Origin of the sequence: Arhodomonas sp. AD133 (genome assembly GCF_051195215.1) — a bacterium.
Classification (GTDB): domain Bacteria; phylum Pseudomonadota; class Gammaproteobacteria; order Nitrococcales; family Nitrococcaceae; genus Arhodomonas.
Map to the genome: position 1 here is coordinate 32,197 of NZ_JBNAZM010000025.1, position 19,206 is coordinate 51,402.

Here is a 19,206-nt window from a genome sequence, read left to right on the forward strand (position 1 = left end):
TTTCGTCAGGATGGGTAGCGACAAGGTATGGATCATTCATTGCGGGCCGTGTGCCCGGCAGAGCGGCTGGCGTCGATGCGCTGCTCCAGGTAGGCGCTGACCCCGGACATACCCGAGGCATCGAAGCGTGGTCGCAGGCTCTCCCGGTAGGCGAGCAGCAGACTGACCCCGACGGCCCGAACGTCATAGACCTGCCAGCGATCGTCCAGGTGGTGGAGATAGAGATCCACGTTGATCGCCGGTCCGCCGTCGGGCTGGAGGGTGGCGCGGATGCTGGTGCGCCTGTGGTCGTCATCCAGGCGGCGATAGTCAATACGCCCGTTACGGGCGAATTCCGCGATTCGATCGACGTATTCGCTGATGCCTGCGGCGTAGCTGTGGATCAGGTAGTTCGTGAATGCCCGGGTGAACCGCCGGCGCTCGCTGTCTGTGCCATTGCGCCAATGGGCGCCTGCGACCAAGCGCCCCATGCGCCTGCTGTCGGTATGCGGCAGCAGGTACCGCTCGATCAGGCCGCGCGCGATGGCCGGATCCCGGCCTATCGCCTCGCGTTGGGCGGCGATCTCGGCGAGCCCTTCGCGCATGACATCGCGGACCATCGCCACCGGCGATTCCGTGGCCGTGGCGGTGCCCGCGATGGCGAGCAGTACGGCGAGTACGAGGGTACGGATTGGCGAGGGAAGCATCATGCCGGGATCATGCCACCGCTCGGTCCGGTGGGCCACCCGGCCGTTACGGATCGTCTCAGGGGGCGCGGCATGCGTCAGAGCACCAGAGCAGTTCGGCGCAAGGCGCGCTTGCACCGGCGTGGCCGCGTCGCTGCATGCGAGCACAACACCGCCACCGGGCCGCTCTGGCGCCTTCTTCGGGGCGATTTCCCGGGGGCGATCGGCAATCGCGACGCCGGTGTTACCGGCGTCGCGCGAACGGACGCTCAGCCCTCGCTGTCAGGCGGACCGGCGTCGTCCGGCGGACCGGCGCCATCGGGTCGCCCGCCGTCTTCCTCGTCATCGTCGGAGTCGTCGTCCGTGTCGTCCGAAGCGGCGTCGTCCTCTTCCTCGTCGATGACCTCATCGCCGCGGTCGAGTGCGATGGCAACGATTTTGTCCGCCTCGAAGTAGCTGGTGCCGGGCTCGCCGTGGACGATGAGGTGCACCCGTGTCATGTCGGCGAGTACGCCCAGGTCCCCGGAATCCACCAGGCCACGGCCGCTGACGACGAGCTTGCCATCGGTGGCGAGACGCACCGCCCGGGATTCGCCGTCCACTGAGAGCTGCAGCGTGTCGGCCGTGTCCACGGACACCAGCTCGCCCTTCACGGTCGTGGCGTCGTCGCCATTGTCGGTGGCGTCATCGTCATCGGTACCGTCGTCCGCATCGCCGTCGGCGTCATCGTCATCGCCGCGGACGATGACGAGGGTGGCACGCAGCGGGCTGGTGTCGACGATGCCTTTGACGGTCATGCCCTTACCAGCGGTGATGGCATCCCGATCCAGCACGTCGCCGTCTTCGTCCACGATGGGGGTTTCCGGGGCAAGCGTCACCGCACGGCCGTCGCCGCCGCCTTCCAGCGTGAAGTTGCCCTCGGCATCCACGCTTGCGGTCGCGACACCGCCGCGGGTACCAACCGTGGGCCGGGTTCCCAGCGTGATGCTCAGGGTATCGAGCTCGCGGCGTCCGTCTTCGGGGTCACGTTCGAGCAGCCCCATGGCCACCAGGCTGTCTCCCGCCACCAGCGTGGTCGCATCGATCGCGGCGCCGGTGGTGTCAAAGACGGTGGCCTCGTCGTCGAGCGCCACGCGTACGCACGCCGGGGCGGCTGCCTGGGCTGACGGGCAGACGAGCAGGTGCTCGTCGGTGACGCTGCGAAGCTCGCCGGTGATGCTCAGCAGTGGTGCGTCGTCTTCCTCGCTGTCCGGCGTCGAGGCATCGTCGCCGGGCTCGGTGGGAGACGTCGAGTCGTCCGTGTCAGCGTCGGAGTCGTCGCCCGCTTCGTCCTCTTCGAACGTCTCGACCATCACCACCGGGCGGAACAGGACGGTGTCCGCTCCTGCCTGAGTCACGAGCAGGGAGTTGGCCGCGTCCACGTCCAGCTCGAGGTAAAGGGTGCGATCGGCGGTGACCTGGAGGCCGTCCTCGGGAACGAGGTCGACTTTGCCGCTTGGCAGCTCCGCCCCGACCTGCGTCACGGGATCCGTGTCCGTGTCCACGAGCTCCACGCGGGAGGCGGCGAGCCGGACTTTCTCGTAGTCGGCGACGGGGACCTCCTCGGCGAGCGAGAACAGCTCCGTGTAGTCACGCAGCTGCAACAGGTCCACCGTGCGCTCGCCCTCGAACAGCGTCACCGGCTCGACATCGGTGGCGTCCTCGTCCGGCAGCAGCGTGATGCCCGTGACCGTGAGGTTGATCTGCTCATAGGTATCGGTGGGCGCGTCCGTCATGAGCACGGCCACGTTGCCCGTGGTGCTGGCCGTCTCGGTGGAGCCCCCGTCGGCGCTGTTATCGTTATCGTCGCTGCCACCGCCGCCTCCGCAGGCGGCCAGCGACAGCCCCAGGAGCGCAGCGAGGGCGGCGCGACCTGGCTGTGAGCTCGTGCGTGGCATGCGATCCTCCTCTCTATCGTCGTACCGCATGTCGGCCTACGTGCGGGAAATGTCCGTAGCACGCAGCAGACAAATGAACGATACATGCTAGGAGTGACGCGATCCGGGGCATAGTCCGCACGATCATGCTTCGCCGGCGTGCCGGAGGTCCGGGGCTCGGTGCATGTCGTTGCACGGCGACGGGCGCCGGTCGCTAATCTTCAATGGGGTATCGTGACGTGTCATAGCGCCACAGCGGCCGGCGCGGACGATACCTCTGACACCATCGGTATAGCGTTACCGGCGCGGGGCGGGGGCCGGTGGGGCAATGCGGCCACCGGCGGTAGCCGCTTCCCCGGGGGAACGATGGCTCAGGTCGAACGTACGCAGGCGGGCTCGGCGACCGTTTGCGCCTGCGGCAGATACCGGCTCGCGGTGAAGCTCACCGCCGCACAGCCGGACATGATCACGGCCATGTCCACCGCCGGCGAGATATTCACCACGCCTACTAGCGCGCCGGCGAGGGCGCCAATGCCGAACTGGAAGAAGCCGAACAGTGCGGAGGCGCCACCGGCGTTGTCGGGATAGCCGTCCAGGAGTCCGGTCACGGTGTTCGCGCCCACCAGGCCGACGTTGCCCACGGCGAAGAACAGCGGCACCGCCAGCCCGGCCAGTCCGCCGAATCCGGTGGTCGTGGTGACGGCGAGCACCAGGCTGCCGAGCAGCGTCACCGTTGCGCCGATGCGTAGCAGCCGGCGATAGCCGAAACGTTCCACGAGCTGTCCATTGACCACGTTGGCGGTAACGAGTCCCATGACATTGAGGGCGAAGTACCCGCCGAAGGCCTCGGGGCTGACGCCGTAGACCTGGATGTAGATGAACGAGCTGCTGCTCACGTAGGCGAAAAGGGCGCCGAAAGCCATGCCGCCGGCGGTCAGGAAGGCGAGCGCCTCGCGGTCGCGCAGCAAGGTTGCGTAGGCGGTGAAAAGCGGCCCCAGGCGTTGCCCGGAACGCCGCTGGGCGGGGTTGGTCTCCCCGAGTGCGAAGCCGACGACCGCCAGGCACAGCACGGAGAAGCCGGCGAGCGCGGCGAAGATCCCGCGCCAGCCCAGGGTCGCCACGATCTGACCGCCGAGCAGTGGCGCCACCAGCGGGGCGACGGCCATCACGAGAATGACGAACGAGAGCATGCGCGCCGCCCGGCTGCCGTGGTAGACGTCGCGGATGACCGCACGGGCGACGACCGGCCCCGCCGCCGCTCCCAGCCCCTGGAGGAAACGGCCGCCAAGCAGCACGGGCAATGTGGGCGCGATCACGCACATGATGCTGGAGACGAGGTAGAGGAGGATGCTCACCACCAGCACGGGCCGGCGGCCGTAGCGGTCGGAAAACGGTCCATAGACCAGTTGTCCGGCCGCCAGCCCGATGAAGAACAGGCTCAGGCTCTGTTGTGCCGCCGCGGAGGATACACCGAGCTCGTCGGCCATCGCCGGCAGGCCGGGGAGGTACAGATCAATGGACATGGGGCCGAAGGCGGTGAGCATGCCGAGTATGGCGATCAAGCCCGCGCCGCCGGCCAATCCGTTGCGCGTCATGGGCGGTTCCTCGATATGGGCTGTCGGCCGTGGCGGCGTGGTCGACACACGGCCGGATAGGCAACGATATTGGGATTGCGGACGGTGGCCGCAAGATGATTGTAGTATAAATTGTTAGCGATTGACCGCAAATCGCCGCACATCACAAGTCATTGTCCCCGGGGGCATACTAATCTTCTCAGAGGTATTGTCATGTGTCAGAGCGCCAGAGCGGTTCGGGGGCAAGGCGCGCTCGCGTCGGCGTGGCCGGGTCACGTCAAGCGAGCGCAACGCCGCCACCGGGCCGCTGTGGCGCTCCCTTCGGGCCGGACTGTGCGCCGATGGGGTCTGCGTTGCTCGCCGCTCATGTAGCCCGGCTACACCACGCGCCTCGCGCCTTGCCCCATCGGCGCACAGACCGGCTGACGCATGACAATACCTCTGAGAAGATTAGTTATGTGCTTTCGATGGGGCGGATTGGTATCGCCACGGTGATGGGTTTGCGGCAGGCGTGGGAGGGGATCGCATGGCGGATGCAGCGCAGGCCGTGGTGGGGCGCCCGACGCGCCCGGGGGAACTGCCACCGCTCGCCCGCGAGGGGACGGTCGCCGCGCTCGCGGCCCTGTTGGCCGGGCGGCGCACGCTGGTGCTCAGTGGCGCCGGGTGCAGCACGGATTCGGGCATTCCGGATTACCGGGACGCCGGCGGGCAGTGGAAACGCCGCCGGCCAATGCAGCTCCAGGAGTTCGTCTCCAGCGATCATGGCCGCCGGCGTTACTGGGCTCGGAGTCTGGTGGGGTGGCGGCGCGTGGCGGCAGCCCGACCCGGCAGAGCACACCGTGTCCTGGCGCACCTGGAAGCTGCCGGACTGCTCGGCGGCGTCGTGACGCAGAATGTCGACGGTCTGCATCAGCGTGCCGGCAGCGATGCGGTCATCGATCTTCACGGCCGCCTGGATGCCGTGGAGTGCCTGCACTGCCAGGCGGTCATCGACCGTGCGCGGTTTCAGCTCGCGCTGGAGGCGGCGAACCCGGGCTGGGCGGATCTCGTGGCGAGCGAGGCGCCCGACGGCGACGCCGACCTGGCCGGCGTCGACTACGCGCACTTCCAGGTGCCCGGTTGCGGGCGTTGCGGCGGTGTGCTCAAGCCGGCGGTCGTTTTTTTCGGGGAGTGCGTGCCACAGGCACGCGTGGCGGCGGTGACGCGTGCGCTGCACCGGGCCGATGTGCTCCTGGTTGTGGGGTCGTCGCTCATGGTCTGGTCCGGCTACCGGTTCGTACGCGCCGCCGTGGCGGCGGGAACGCCGGTGGTCTGCGTCGGTCTGGGGCGTACCCGCGGCGAGCGCGAGCTCGCTTTCCGCGTCACCGGCTCCTGTGGCGAGGTACTCGCGGAACTGGCGCAACGCCTGCAGGTGGCGCCTTGAATCCCTACGGGAACGACGAGCCCGGCGTCTCCAGGAAGGCGAGCTCCGCCGGCGTGGAATCGCGGCCGAGAATACGGTTGCGGTGCGGGAATCGATCGAAGCGCAGAATGATCTCGCGGTGCTGCTGCGCGGCATCCACCGACGGCTGGAACGCATCGCGCTCGCCGGGCTCGACGGCCTCGGCCAGCGCCTGGAATCGCTGCACCGCTTCGTCCTGCACCGGCAGGGCCTCGGTGTGCATCATGGGCATGTAGAAGAAAATGCGCTCCACCGGGCGCAGCTCCCGGTCCTGACCGCGGGTTTGCCCCTCGAGGCTGTGCGCGAGCGCCATGCGATCGTTGGCGTAGGCGTCCGGTGTGCCGCGGTAGATATTGCGCGAGAACTGATCCAGCAGGATGATCAGCGCCAGCCGGCCGCGCGGGGTCTCGCTCCAGCGCTCGAGCTCGCCGCGCGCGGCGCTGACGAGCAGCTGCCCGAAGCGTGCCTCGATATCGGCGTCCACGGTGTCATCCGCGCTGAACCACAGACGCTGACGTTCACGCGCGACGTCGCCGTCGCCCTGACTCGGCGCGTGCTCGCCGAACCAGTAGGTGAGGATATCCTCGCTCTTGTCGGCCATGCCGTCCCCCGGCTGCGTTTGACGATTCCGCATTGTGCTACGGCACAGGGGGTGGGACCAGTCCTGGTTTCGCCACTGAATCAACGCGGGCGTACAGTGCCGCCTCAGTGGGTGCCCGGATCGCCATGGCGCCCTGACACACGACAATGGCTGTGAGAGGTGATCGCGATTGAGCAACGACCTGAACGAGCGGTGGGGTCTGGCCTATCCGTGGCTATGGCGGGGCCTTGGTGCGCTGTGGCTCGCGATCGTGGTCTGGTTCTCGCTCACACCGTCACCGCCGTCGGTTCCCGGGATGCCGGGCTGGGACAAGGCGCGGCACTTTCTCGGTTACGCGTTTCTCGCCGGCTGGTTCGTGCAGGCGTGGCCGAGGCGGCATGCCTGGCTGGTGGCGGCGATGCTGGTGTTGGTGGGGCTGGGGCTGGAGGTCGTGCAGGGGCTCGGCGGCAACCGGATGTTCGAGTGGGCCGACAGCCTCGCCAACGCCCTGGGCGTGATCATCGGCGGAGCGATCTGCCGCACCCCGCTCGGGGGCGCGTTGTGGCAGATCGAAAGGCTTTGCCTGCCGGTGCGCAGCGGTCGCTGACCGCTCCGCGCAACCCGCGTGGGGGGACCGATCTCCTCGGAGGTATTGTGTCCGGCCTCAGGGGCCCGAGCGGTTCGGGGCAAGGCACGTTCGCGCCGGCGTGGCCGGGTCACGGCAAGCGAGGACGACGGCGCCACCGCGTCCGGCCGCGGTGGCGCCATGATGTCCCCGCCGACGACGGGGCTGGCAGTGGTCAGCCGCCGTAGCCGCCGCCGCCGGGAGTCTCCACGATGATCGCATCGCCGGCGTCGACGTCGGTGCGGTCGGTGCCGGCGAGAGGCTCCTCGCGGCCGTCGCTCCGCCGCACCCACTGGCGGCCCACTGCACCGTCGCCGCCGCCGGCGAGCCCCGGCGGGGCGATGCGGCGGGAGTTGGAGAGGATGGCCACGGTCATGGGCTCGCGGAAACGTATATGCCGGCGGGCACCATCGCCGCCGTGGTGGCGCCCGGCGCCGCCGGATCCGGTGCGGATGCCGAACGATTCCAGCAACACCGGAAAACGCCACTCCAGCACCTCCGGGTCCGTGAGGCGGCTGTTGGTCATGTGCGAGTGCACCGCGCTCGCCCCGTTGAAGTCGGCTCCGGCGCCGGTGCCCCCGCACAGGGTTTCGTAGTGCTGGTAGCGTTCGTTGCCGAAGGTCACGTTGTTCATCGTGCCCTGGGAGGCAGCCTGACGGCCGAGGGCGAGGTAGAGGGCGTTGGTGACCACCTGGCTCGTCTCCACGTTGCCGGCCACCACCGCCGCGGGATAGCGGGGGTTGAGCATGCAGCCCTCGGGCACCACGAGCTCCACGGGTACCATGCAGCCATCGTTGAGGGGGATCTCGTCGGCGACGAGCGTGCGCAGAACGTAGAGCACGGCCGCGCGGGTGACCGCCACCGGGGCATTGAAGTTGCTCGCCTGCTCGGCGCTGGTGCCGGTGAAGTCGATGCGCGCGCGCCGTTGCGCCCGGTCCACGGTAACCGCCACGCGGATCTCGGCGCCGCTGTCCATGGGCAGACTGTAGGCGCAGTCGTCGAGCACGTCGATCACCCGGCGGACCTGCTCCTCGGCGTTGTCCTGGACGTGGCGCATGTAGGCATGCACGACGTCGAGCCCGAACTGCGCGATCATGCCGCGCAGCTCGCGGGCGCCCTTCTCGTTGGCGGCGATCTGAGCACGCAGGTCGTTGAGGTTCTGCTCGATGTCGCGCACCGGGTAGTCGCCACCCGTGAAGAGCTCGCGCACGGCGTCTTCGCGGAAGGTGCCGGCCTCGACCAGGTGGAAGTTGTCGATGAGCACGCCTTCCTGCTCGATGCGCGTGCTGTCCGGGGGCATGGAGCCCGGGGTGATGCCGCCCACGTCGGCATGGTGGGCGCGGCTCGCGATATAGAAGAGCACGTGCTCGCCGGCGTTGTCGAAAACCGGGGTGATGACGGTGATGTCCGGCAGGTGGGTGCCGCCGTTGTAAGGGTCGTTGAGCATGAATACGTCGCCGGGGCGCATGCTGGCGTGCCGGCGTTCGACCACGGCGCGAACGCTTTCGCCCATGGACCCCAGGTGCACGGGCACGTGGGGCGCGTTGGCGACCAGGTTGGCGTCCGGATCGAAGACCGCGCAGGAGAAGTCCAGCCGCTCCTTGATGTTGGCGGAGTAGGCGGTCTTGCGCAGGGTCACGCCCATCTGCTCGGCGACGGACATGAACAGGTTGTTGAACACCTCCAGCATGACCGGGTCCACGTCCGTGCCCGCGGCCAGTCGTTGGGGGCGCGCTTCCACGCGTTGCATGACCAGGTGGTTGCGCGGGGTGAGCTCGGTGGCCCATCCCGGTTCGACCACGACGGTGGAGACCGGGTCGCGGATGATCGCCGGTCCCGAGAGTCGGTCACCCGGCTGGAGGTTGTCTCGATCGTAAACCGGTGTCTCCCGTGCTTCGCCGGCCATGTGGGCGGTCACCCGGGCGAGCTCGGCGGGCTCGCCCGCGGCGCGCGCCGGCAATGTCGGTTCATCGGCGAGGGCACCGCTGTCACCGGTGAGCTCCACTGTGGCGGCGCCGACCACCAGCCGCTTGTGAGGCATCACGAAGCCGAACTGCTGGCGGTGCTCGGCCTCGAAGGCGGCACGCGCCGTATCGGCGGCGTCGAAGTCCACTTCCAGTGCCGTGTCCGTGCCCTCGTACTTGAGGTGCAGCCGCCGGCGCACGTGCACCCGCTCGGGCGGACAACCCTGGGCGGACAGTTCGGCGCGGGCGTCGCTGGTGAGGTCGTCGAGGGTTTCGCCGAGCCGGGTGACGAGCGCGTCGTCCAGCGCTTCATCCACCGGGGTTTCGCGCATGGTGGAGAGCTCGGCGAGGCCCATGCCGTAGGCGGAGAGCACCCCCGCGTGGGGATGGATGAGTACCCGCTCCATGCCCAGGGCGTCGGCGACCAGACAGGCGTGCTGGCCGCCGGCGCCGCCGAAGCAGTTGAGCGTGTAGGCGGTCACGTCGTGTCCGCGCTGAACGGAGATCTCCTTGATGGCATTGGCCATGTTCTCCACGGCAATGCGCAGGAAGCCTTCGGCGACTTCCACGGGGCTGCGTTCGTCGCCGGTGGCCGCACGGATCTCGTCGGTCAGCGCCGTGAAACGCTCGCGCACCACCTCCGGGTCCAGCGGCTGGTCGGCGTCAGGGCCGAATACCCGCGGAAAGAACTCGGGCTGGAGCTTGCCGAGCATGACGTTGCAGTCGGTCACGGTGAGCGGGCCGCCGCGGCGGTAGCAGGCCGGGCCCGGGTTGGCGCCGGCGGAGTCGGGGCCGACGCGGTAGCGGCTGCCGTCGAAGTGGCAGATGGAGCCGCCGCCGGCGGCGACGGTGTGGATCTGCATCATGGGAACGCGCATGCGCACGCCGGCGATGACGGTCTCGAAGCTGCGCTCGAACTCGCCGGCATAGTGGGAGACGTCGGTGGACGTGCCGCCCATGTCGAAGCCGATCACGTGATCGAAGCCCGCCATCTCGGCGGTGCGTACGCAACCGACGATGCCGCCCGCCGGGCCGGAGAGGATGGCATCCTTGCCGGCGAAGAATCGGTGCTCGGTGAGCCCGCCGTCGGATTTCATGAACATCAGCCGGGTGTCGCCGAGCTCCCCGGCAACCTGGTCGGCGTAGCGTCGCAGGATCGGCGAGAGGTAGGCGTCCACCACGGTGGTGTCGCCACGGCCCACCAGGCGCATGAGCGGGCTCACCTCGTGGGAGGTGGAGACCTGGGTGAATCCGATCTCGCGGGCGATGGCGGCGAGGCGTGCCTCGTGGTCGGTGTAGCGGTAGCCGTGGACGAGACAGATGGCCACCGCGCGGATGCCATCGTCGTAGGCGGCTTGCAGGGCCTTCCGGGCGGCGGTCTCGTCCAGGGGCGTGAGCACCTTGCCGTCGGCGGCGAGGCGTTCGTCGATCTCGGCGACGCGCTCGTAGAGGACCTCGGGGAGGTCGATGCGCTGGGCGAAGATCTCCGGCCGGGACTGGTAGCCGATCCGCAGGGCGTCCCGGAAGCCGCGGGTGACGGCGAGCAGGGTGCGTTCGCCGTCACGCTCCAGCAGGGCGTTGGTGGCGACGGTGGTGCCCATTTTCACGTGCTCGAGCTGCTCGGCGGGTATGGGCGCGTCGCTCGCCAGCCCCAGCAGCTGGCGGATGCCTTGCAGGGCGGCGTCGCGGTAGCGTTCCGGGTTTTCGGACAGAACCTTGCAGGTGACGGTCTCGCCGTCCGGACGGCGGCCGATCACGTCGGTGAACGTGCCGCCGCGATCGATCCAGAATTGCCACTGGCCGTTGGTCTGGTGCGCTTGGTCATTCATGGCGTATTGCTCGGGTTGAATCTGCGCTTTGGACTCGTCCGCTTTTGAGGGGCAAGCGAGTCCGCGCCGTGGGTATATGCTTGTGGGCCGTGCTGGGAGGCGGTGAGGTGCGAGGGGCCGGGAGACGCTGTGAATACGTCCGTGTACGCTTGGATGCGGCCGTCCCTGGCCGCATACACTCCCGGCCCCTCGCACCTCACCGCCTCCGGCAGGCGCCTAACCGTTGTCCGCGGTGCCTGGGGCAAATTCGGCCATTCGTCGAGGCGCACGCAGTGCGACGCTGCGCCAGGCAAGCTGCGCGCCGAACGATCTTCTCAACGCTTCGTGGCCCTTCGCGGCCTTCATGTCCTCGTGGTTCATCTTCCCGGCCGTTGTCGTCACGTTCGTTACCGTCCCATCTGCTGAGGCAGCCAGGTGGCGAGTTCGGGGAAAACCGTGATGATCACCACCGCCAGGAGCAGCACCAGGAAGAACGGCAGTGAGGCCGCGGCGATGCGGAAGATGTTCTTGCCGGTCAGTCCTTGCAGGACGAAGAGGTTGAAGCCCACCGGTGGCGTGATCTGCGACATCTCCACCACGATCACCAGGAAGATGCCGAACCACAGCGGGTCGATGCCCGCCGCCTGGACCATGGGCAGGATCACCGACGTGGTGAGCACCACCACGGAGATGCCGTCCAGGAAGCAGCCGAGCACCACGAAGAACACCGTCAGCGCGGCGAGCAGGGCGGCCGGCGACAGGTTCATGGCGGCGATCCACGCGGCGAGCTCCCGGGGGATGCCGGTGTAGCCCATGGCCGTGGTGAGAAAGGCTGCGCCGGCGAGGATGAACACGATCATGCAGGCGGTGCGGGTGGCGCCCATGAGGCCGTCGCGGAAACTCTCCCAGGTGAGCCCGCCGGTGAGCCCGGAGAGGATCAGAGCCCCGGCAACCCCGATGGCCGCCGCTTCCGTGGGCGTTGCCACCCCTGCGTATATCGAGCCGATCACGCCGGCGATGAGCAGGATCACCGGGATGAGCCGTGCCGAGGCGCGCAGACGCTGCATGAACGGCATGGCGGGATCCGCGGGCGGGGTGTGGCGGGGGTTGAGCAGTGACCAGGCGGCGATGTAACCCATGAACATCAGCACCAGCAGCAGGCCGGGCAGGATGCCGGCGACGAACAGCCGCGCGATGGACAGCTCCGCGCTCACGCCGTAGACGATGAGAATGATCGACGGGGGGATGAGCAGGCCGAGGGTACCGGAGCCCGCCAGGGTGCCGATGATCATGCGCTCGTCGTAGCCGCGGCGGCGCAGCTCGGGTATGGACATCCGCCCCACGGTGGCGGCGGTCGCCGCCGACGAGCCGGATACGGCGGCGAACACGCCACAGCCGAGCACGTTGACGTGCAGCAACCGTCCCGGCAGGCGTCGCAACCATGGTGCGAGCCCGGCATACATGTCTTCGGACAGCCGCGAGCGAAACAGGATTTCGCCCATCCATACGAACAGTGGCAGCGGCGCCAGCGACCAGCTCGATACCGAGCCCCAGAGGCTGGTGCCCAGCGCGAGCCCGGTGGGTGCCGAGGAGAAGCCCCACATCGCCACCAGGGCGACGCCGAGAAGGCTGATCGCCACCCACACGCCACTCCCCAGGAGCGCGAAGAGGACGAGAACCAGCAACAATCCGACTTCCATGATCGTCATGGGCGGTCACCCCCCTCGGCGTAGTGGGGCGGCCGTCCGCGGAGCAGGCAGATCAGGTTGTCGGCGAGGCATACCGTGAACACCACCAGCCCCAGGGCGATGCCCGCCTGGGGGATCCACAACGGCACGGCGACGAGGCCCGGCGAGACATCGCCGTACCGCAGCGAGCCGCGTACGAGGTCGATGGTCCACCACGCCGCATAGGCGCTAAGCGCCATGCTCACCACCAGGCACACCAGGTCCAGGGCGCGATGGAGGCGCCGGGGGACGTGGTCGATGAGCACGCGCACGCGGATGTGCCCGCCGTGGTTGAAGGTATAGGCCAGTGCCAGGAAGGCCGAGGCGGCTACGCAGAAGCCGGCGAGCTCGTTGGCCGACGGGACCACCACGCCGAGCAGCCGGCCGCCGGTCTGGGCGAGCACGAGCACGGCGATGGCCGCGAGGCACACGGCGCCGGCTACACCGCTCGCCAGGTAGAGGGTGTCGAGGAAGCGTCGCATGGCGTCTCCTTGGGAGCGCCGGCGGGCGGCGAGGCGCGCCCGCCGGCGTGCAGGGTCACTGGCGGTAGGCCTCGATGATGGCCTCGCCGTCGGCGCCGGTATCGTCGAGCCATTCGTCGGTCATGGTCGTGCCGACTTCGCGCAGGCCGTCCATGAGTGCCTCGGAGGGCTCGAGCACCTGCATGCCGTTTTCCTCGAGAATCGCCTTCTTGGCCTCGGCTTCCTCGCGGCTCATGCGCCAGCCGCGTTCCTCGGCGGTGGCGGCGGCATCGAGCAGCGCCTGCTGCGTGGTGTCGTCCAGGGCGTCGAACGCGCGCTGGCTGACGATCACCATGTTCTTGGGCACCCACGCCTGGATGTCGTAGAAGCGGTCAACGAAGTCCCAGGCCTTGGAGTTGGCCCCGGTGGAGGGTGATGTGATCATCGCCTCGACGATGCCGGTGGAGAACGCCTGCGGAATCTCGGGCACTTCCACCTGGGTCGGCACCATGCCGGCGAGCTCGGCGAGCCGCGAGGTGGTCGCGTTATACGCGCGGAACTTGAGCCCTTTCAGGTCGCCGACATCGGTGACCTCCTCGGACGTGTAAAGCCCCTGCGCCGGCCACGGTACCGCGTAGAGCAGCTTGATGCCGTCCTCGGCGAGGCGTGAGGCGATCGCCTCGCGCGAGGCCTGCCACAGCGCCCGGGCGTCGTCGTAGCCGGTGGCGAGGAAGGGGATGGAATCCACGGCGAAGACCGGGTCCTCGTTGCCGAGCAGGGAGATGAATACCTCGCCCGCCTGAACCTGGCCGGTACGCACTGCGCGCTTGATCTGGGGGTGCTTTACCAGCGAGCCAGCGGGATGGACCGTGATCTCGAGCCCGCCGTCGGTGGCCTCGGCGACGTCCTCGCTGAACTGCTGGATGTTCTGGGTATGGAAGGTGGCATCGGGATAGGGCGTGGCCATGTTCCAGGTGGCAGCGCCGGCGATGCCGGTGACCAGCGCCAGCGCGGCACCGGTGAGCTGGATGACTGAGCGTTTCATGGGTCTCCTCCCCGTGTGCTGTTGTCGTGGCTCAGGTGGTAGTCTGCTCAACAAATACAAAATGTCAACGAATCGTCGATAAAATACATTAAATCATTACCCGTAAAGTTTTTCGTGTCGCATCCCACGAAAGTATAGACACCGACTGTCGCCACTGGACTGTGTACATAGACTCGTGTAAGTGTTTCTCCCTCTTAACTTAAATGGATACAAGAAACACAAAGGGGGGACGGCACAATGGGCGGCCGTTTGTTGCGTTGTTGTGTGCTCATGCTGGCGCTGGCTACCAGTGCAACCGCGGGGGCCGTCTCGGATGGCGTGGTGCGCGTGCTGGTGCTTACGGACCTCAAAGGTGCGTTTTCGGATGTGGTCGGCCAGGGCACCGTTGTGGCCTCGGAACTGGCTGTCGAGGATGTGGGGGAGACGGTCGCCGGTGCGCCGGTGGAGCTCGTGGTGCGCGACTCCGGTGCCGATCCGGAGCAGGCCCTCGCCGCATTCGAGGCCGTGCACGAGAGCACGCCGGTGGATCTGGTCACCGGCCACATGACCGTGCAGGTGGGTCGTCATATCCAGCCGTATGCCGAGAGCGAGGGGGTCGCCATCATCCATACGGGGACCTCGAGCGACAGCCTTACCAATGAGGCCTGCTCGCCGGTGGGCATGCACTGGATTTTCGACATGCATGCCGTTGGCGAAGGCATCGGCTCGATGGTGCGCGGTGGCGCCGATCGCTGGTTCTTCCTGGTCGCCGACTATGTCTACGGCCAGCAGCTGCGTGATCGCGCCGCCGAGGATGTGCTCGCTGCCGGCGGCTCCATCGCCGGCGAGCGCATGGTGGCGTACCCCGTCACCGATCTCATGGAGCCCTTCGCCGATGCGTTCGCGACCAACCCGGACGCCGTGGCGCTTGCGGTGGGCACGGAGGATATCGAGAACGCGATTCGCGCGAGCTATGAGCCGCGTTCGCTGGCCGGGGATGCACGCGGGGATGTGCGGCTGGTGGTCATGGAGCTCTACATCGCCAACCTGCGCCGCCTCGGCCCCTACGTGACCCAGGGGCTGGAGTTCGTCACCAGCTTCTACTGGAATCGCAACGAGGCCACGCGCGCCTGGTCGGAGCGCTTCCGCCGCCTGCAGGGTGCGGTTCCGACCTCGCTGCAGGCAGCCACCTACTCCGCCGTGCGCCACTATCTGGAGGCGGTGGCGGCCGTCGGCGACGACGACACGGCGACTGTACTCGAGGCGATGCGCGAGCGGCCCGTGGATGACGGCGTGTTCGCCACCGACGGCTACGTCCGTGCTGACGGGCAGATGATCCACGACCTCTACCAGGTCACGGTCAAGCCGCCGACGGAGATCACCCGAGCCGCCGATTACCTGCGCATTCAACGAACGCTGCCCGGCGACGAGGTTTTCCTGCCTTTGTCAGAGAGTCGGTGCGAGAGGGTCGCCGGGTACTAATCCGATCACAGGTCATGCCACCTGTCAGCGGCCTGTCGGGTGGCCCGGCTGCCGTTGTTGCGCGCACTCGACGTGAGCCTCACCACGCCTTCGCTCGCGCGCCTTGCCCCCGAACCGCTCTGGCGCTCTGACGCATGACAATACCTCTGAGACGACTAGTAGTAACTATTCGCCGCCTTTGACCTGCCCGTGGGCCCCGCATGGTGGCCCACGGGCAGGTCATACCGTCACGCTCGCTGGTGGGCGTCTGCGTGGACCACGGTCATAGCGACGTGGCCGAGCGTGCGGCCTGGTCGTAGAGTCCGGAAAGCGCGCGCAGCTGCGTGGCGATGCGCTGCAGATCCTCGCTGCGGGCGCCGCCGAGGGCCTCCAGCGCTTCCACCAGGCAGGTTTCGCGGATGGCGCCGTAGCGCTCGCACACCTGCCGGCCCGCCTCGGTAATGGAGTACGCTGCCTCCTTGCCGCGCCGGCCGCCTTCCACCAGCTCCAGGCGCCGCAGCTTCTTCAGCGCGTAGTTCACCAGGTGCGTGTCCTCGATGTTGAGCAGCAGGCAGATGCCGGCGAGCGTCTTTTCGCGCCCGCGGTGGTTGACGTGATGCAGCACCAGGACGTCCAGCGGTGACAGATCCGGCACGCCGGCGGCGGCGGCGCAGTGCACCATCCAGCGCTGGAAAGCGTGACTGGCGATGATCAGTGCGTACTCGAACTGGCTGAGTTCCCCGCCCCGCTCGGACATGAGATGGGCCGAGGAGACGATGGGTTCACGGCTGGGCATGATCGAAGTACTCCATGACCGGTGATCGGGTGTTCCGTCCGGTTCTCGAATGGTTGCAGCGGTGCACGATGGCGGCCGTGCGTTCCCTACAGGATACGGCTATGGCGAGCAGTGACCAACGCCGGTGCCGGTGGGGGCCGGCGGTGGTCCGGCCGTGGCCGTGCGGGGGGGAGAGCCGTGTCCGGGTCGCTCTGGCTGAACGGCTGATGCTTGTGTATAACGTGCGCCCCTAACGAACAACAACCGTAACCGTGAATCGAGAGGGGGCGACTGGATGGCAATCAAGGGCGTGTTCGCCGGCGTGGCGCTGGCAACCGCGGGGCTGGTCAACGCCGGCGGGGCAGTGGCAGCCGTCTCCGACGGCGTCGTGCGCGTGCTCATCATCAGCGACATGAGCGGTGCCTATTCCGACAGCGGCGGGCAGGGCTCGGTCACCGCCGCGGAGATGGCCGCGACGGCTCTCGGTGGCGAGGTCGCCGGCAGCCCCGTGGAAGTGATCACCGCGGACTCGAAGCTCGACCCGGAACATGCCCGCCGGACACTCAAGCGTATTCATGCCGATACCCCGGTGGATCTGGTCACCGGCCACCTGGCTTCGTCGGTGGGCCTGAAGCTGCAGGCATTCGCCGAGGAGCACGATATTGCCATCGTGCACAGCGGGCCATCCAGCACGGCATTCACCAATGAGTCGTGTTCCCCGGTGGCAGTGCAGTGGGGATTCGATACCAACGCCACCGCGACCGCGACGGTGCGTGCCTCCATGCAGGAAGGCGCTCGGCGGTGGTATTTCCTCACCGCCGACGTCCCATTCGGGCATGATCTACAGGCGTCCGCCGCGGCGACGGTCGAGGACATGGGAGGCACCGTGGTGGGGCAAACACTGTTGCAGCAGCCCGTCGCCGACGCGCTCCCGGCGCTCGGGGCGGCGCTGGAGGCGGAGCCGGAGGTCATCGGCCTCGCCATGGGCGGCAGCGATCTGCACACGGCAATCCGCGGCGCCTACGAGGCGGGCGTGCAGCAGGCCGGCGTGACGCCGGTGGCGCTGGAGTTCTACATCAACGATATCCGCCGCCTGGGCCTATACGTCACCGCCGGGCTGCGTTATGCGACCAGCTTCTACTGGGATCGCAACGAGGCCACCCGGACGTGGTCGCAGCACTTTCAACGACTCCAGGGGGCAATGCCCACAATGCCACAGGCCGGCGTGTATTCCGCCACGCGACACTATCTGGAAACCGTGGACGCCATTGGCGAGGACAGCGCCGCAACGGTGGTCCCGGCCATGGGCGAGCGCCCGGTGGACGACGGGGTTTTCGCCAACGATGCGCATATCCGCGAAGACGGACGGATGGTGCACGACATGATGCTCGTGGAGGTCAAGAGCGCCCTCGACAGTCGTGGCGCCTGGAATTACCTCGACGTGCTGACCACCATCCCCGGCGAGCAGGCGTTCCGGCCGATGACCGAGGGCCGTTGTCCCGGCGTTCACTGAGTGGTGTCGCCACTGCCGTTGCCATGGCCGGCCCGGGCGCGGTCGCCACAGCGCCCGAGGGGCTCCGGCGCGTGGCAATACCCGCGCTCGGGTTACTAATCTTCTCAGAGGTATTGTCATGCGTCAGCCGGACTGTGCGCCGATGGGGCAAGGCGCGAGGCGCGCGGTGTAGCCGGGCTACATGAGCGGCGAGCAACGCAGACCCCATCGGCGCACAGTCCGGCCCGAAGGCAGCGCCACAGCGGCCCGGTGGCGGCGTTGCGCTCGCTTGACGTGACCCGGCCACGCCGGCGCGAGCGCGCCTTGCCCCCGAACCGCTCTGGCGCTCTGACACATGACAATACCTCTGAGAAGATTAGTAATATTGTCATCGGTCGCACAACAACCATAACGACCTGCACAAGGAGGGGCCATGGACGTGAACAGGCTTCGCGCACTGGCTGCGGGCATCTGCCTGCTATTGCCGCTGTCCGCAACGGGCACTGTATCCGACGACGTCGTGCGTGTCGGTGTCATTACCGATCTCCACGGGATCTACTCGGACTGGGGCGGACCGGGCATCGTCACCGCCGCAGAGATGGCCGTCGAGGATGTCGGTGGCGCGGTTGGCGGCAATCCCGTAGAGATCGTCGTGCGTGACGACGATCTGGACCCGGAACGGGCCGTTGCCGCAGCAGAGAAACTGCACCGGGACGAACCCCTGGACATGATCATCGGCCCGGTGGGCTCGGAGGTGGCGATCGCGCTGCAACAGTGGGCAGCGGAACGGGATATCGTCACGCTCACCAGCGGGGCGGCGTCCACCGCGCTCACCGGCGACGCCTGTACACGGACCGGCATCCACTGGAGTTACGACACGCGCGCACTCGCGGCGGGCAATATTGCGCCGCGCGTTACGGCCGGTGCCGACCGCTGGTATTTCGTTACCGCCGACAATGCCTTTGGCCACATCCTCGAGCGGCAGGTCTCCGCGGCGGTGGAGCACCACGGTGGTGAGGTGCTGGGGAACGTGCTCGCTCCCCACGAGAGTCGCAACTTCGCCCCCGAGATTCAGGAAGCGATGGCCTCCGGAGCCAACGTGGTGGCGTTCGCCAATGCGGGCGAGGATGCCCAGCGCGCGATCCGGCAGGCCTATGAGCTGGGCATGGCGCAGAACGGCCAGCAGATGGTGGGGCTGCTGTTGTTCCTCACGGATATTCGCAGTCTCGGCATCTATCTCACCGAGGGGTTGCGATTCACCACCGCCTTCTACTGGAACCGCAACGCGGCGAGCCGCGAGTGGTCGCGGCGCTTTTTCGACCGCACCGGCACCATGCCCACCATGGCGCAGGCGGGGACGTACTCGGCGGTTCGCCATTATCTGGATGCGGTGGCGGCGCTGGCTGACGATGCGGGCACCGCCGTGGTCGAGCGCATGAAGGCGACGCCGGTGAACGACTTTTTCGCCCGCGATGGCCACATTCGCGCCGACGGCCGCATGGTGCACGATATGTACCGGGTGGAGGTGAAGGCCCCGGACGAGGCCGAAGGCGCCTGGGACTACCTGCGCGTGGTGCGCACGATTCCGGGGGAAGAAGCTTTCGGGGCGCCCGGCAGCGGATGTGCTGAATAGGCCAGAGGCGTGCCTACCGCCGCGGCGCTTGCCGGTGCAGGGGGAGTCCCTGCCAGCCGC

14 protein-coding genes are annotated in these 19,206 nt (G+C 67.9%); 5 read left to right on the forward strand and 9 right to left on the reverse strand.

Annotated elements, in window-relative coordinates:
• Positions 1-32: 32 nt before the first annotated feature.
• The 3 genes from ACPEES_RS14215 to ACPEES_RS14225 all read right to left on the reverse strand — a co-directional run bounded on the left by ACPEES_RS14215 (position 33) and on the right by ACPEES_RS14225 (position 4,176).
• Entirely contained in the window at positions 33-689 is a 657-nt protein-coding gene (locus ACPEES_RS14215; protein WP_435104179.1) for an MlaC/ttg2D family ABC transporter substrate-binding protein, read from the reverse strand.
• A 245-nt stretch (positions 690-934) separates the two neighbouring features.
• Positions 935-2,602: a DUF4382 domain-containing protein gene (locus ACPEES_RS14220; RefSeq protein WP_435104180.1), complete on the reverse strand. Its 1,668-nt coding sequence runs from the start codon at positions 2,600-2,602 to the stop codon at positions 935-937.
• Between the two features lie 350 nt (positions 2,603-2,952).
• A complete protein-coding gene (locus ACPEES_RS14225) occupies positions 2,953-4,176 on the reverse strand; it encodes a Bcr/CflA family multidrug efflux MFS transporter (RefSeq protein ID WP_435104181.1) in 1,224 nt (407 codons plus the stop codon).
• A gap of 505 nt (positions 4,177-4,681) precedes the next feature.
• Between ACPEES_RS14225 and ACPEES_RS14230 the strand changes: the two genes are divergently transcribed.
• Positions 4,682-5,578: an NAD-dependent protein deacetylase gene (locus ACPEES_RS14230; protein ID WP_435104182.1), complete on the forward strand. Its 897-nt coding sequence runs from the start codon at positions 4,682-4,684 to the stop codon at positions 5,576-5,578.
• Positions 5,579-5,582: 4 nt separating this feature from the next.
• On the opposite strand, the gene ACPEES_RS14235 is transcribed toward ACPEES_RS14230, so the two are convergent.
• Positions 5,583-6,197: a DUF924 family protein gene (locus ACPEES_RS14235; RefSeq protein ID WP_435104183.1), complete on the reverse strand. Its 615-nt coding sequence runs from the start codon at positions 6,195-6,197 to the stop codon at positions 5,583-5,585.
• A 169-nt stretch (positions 6,198-6,366) separates the two neighbouring features.
• On the opposite strand from ACPEES_RS14235, the gene ACPEES_RS14240 reads away from it, so the two are divergent.
• On the forward strand, positions 6,367-6,783 hold the full coding sequence (locus ACPEES_RS14240; RefSeq protein ID WP_435104184.1) for a VanZ family protein: 417 nt from the start codon (positions 6,367-6,369) through the stop codon (positions 6,781-6,783).
• A gap of 193 nt (positions 6,784-6,976) precedes the next feature.
• On the opposite strand, the gene ACPEES_RS14245 is transcribed toward ACPEES_RS14240, so the two are convergent.
• The 4 genes from ACPEES_RS14245 to ACPEES_RS14260 all read right to left on the reverse strand — a co-directional run bounded on the left by ACPEES_RS14245 (position 6,977) and on the right by ACPEES_RS14260 (position 13,806).
• Complete coding sequence (locus tag ACPEES_RS14245) at positions 6,977-10,594, reverse strand: hydantoinase B/oxoprolinase family protein (protein ID WP_435104185.1); 3,618 nt, start codon at positions 10,592-10,594, stop codon at positions 6,977-6,979.
• Positions 10,595-10,980: 386 nt separating this feature from the next.
• A complete protein-coding gene (locus tag ACPEES_RS14250) occupies positions 10,981-12,282 on the reverse strand; it encodes a TRAP transporter large permease (RefSeq protein WP_435104186.1) in 1,302 nt (433 codons plus the stop codon).
• Complete coding sequence (locus ACPEES_RS14255; protein ID WP_435104187.1) at positions 12,279-12,782, reverse strand: TRAP transporter small permease; 504 nt, start codon at positions 12,780-12,782, stop codon at positions 12,279-12,281. The genes ACPEES_RS14250 and ACPEES_RS14255 overlap by 4 nt, the downstream gene beginning before the upstream one ends.
• A gap of 55 nt (positions 12,783-12,837) precedes the next feature.
• Complete coding sequence (locus tag ACPEES_RS14260; protein WP_435104188.1) at positions 12,838-13,806, reverse strand: TRAP transporter substrate-binding protein; 969 nt, start codon at positions 13,804-13,806, stop codon at positions 12,838-12,840.
• A 237-nt stretch (positions 13,807-14,043) separates the two neighbouring features.
• On the opposite strand from ACPEES_RS14260, the gene ACPEES_RS14265 reads away from it, so the two are divergent.
• On the forward strand, positions 14,044-15,267 hold the full coding sequence (locus ACPEES_RS14265) for an ABC transporter substrate-binding protein (RefSeq protein ID WP_435104189.1): 1,224 nt from the start codon (positions 14,044-14,046) through the stop codon (positions 15,265-15,267).
• A 262-nt stretch (positions 15,268-15,529) separates the two neighbouring features.
• Here ACPEES_RS14265 and ACPEES_RS14270 read toward each other — a convergent pair whose 3' ends face one another.
• Complete coding sequence (locus ACPEES_RS14270; protein ID WP_435104190.1) at positions 15,530-16,042, reverse strand: winged helix DNA-binding protein; 513 nt, start codon at positions 16,040-16,042, stop codon at positions 15,530-15,532.
• A gap of 274 nt (positions 16,043-16,316) precedes the next feature.
• On the opposite strand from ACPEES_RS14270, the gene ACPEES_RS14275 reads away from it, so the two are divergent.
• Both ACPEES_RS14275 and ACPEES_RS14280 read left to right on the forward strand, forming a co-directional pair.
• The gene (locus tag ACPEES_RS14275; RefSeq protein WP_435104191.1) at positions 16,317-17,534 is read left to right on the forward strand and encodes an ABC transporter substrate-binding protein; all 1,218 of its coding nucleotides are present in this window, start codon (positions 16,317-16,319) and stop codon (positions 17,532-17,534) included.
• Between the two features lie 412 nt (positions 17,535-17,946).
• The gene (locus tag ACPEES_RS14280; RefSeq protein WP_435104192.1) at positions 17,947-19,146 is read left to right on the forward strand and encodes an ABC transporter substrate-binding protein; all 1,200 of its coding nucleotides are present in this window, start codon (positions 17,947-17,949) and stop codon (positions 19,144-19,146) included.
• Positions 19,147-19,206: the final 60 nt, after the last annotated feature.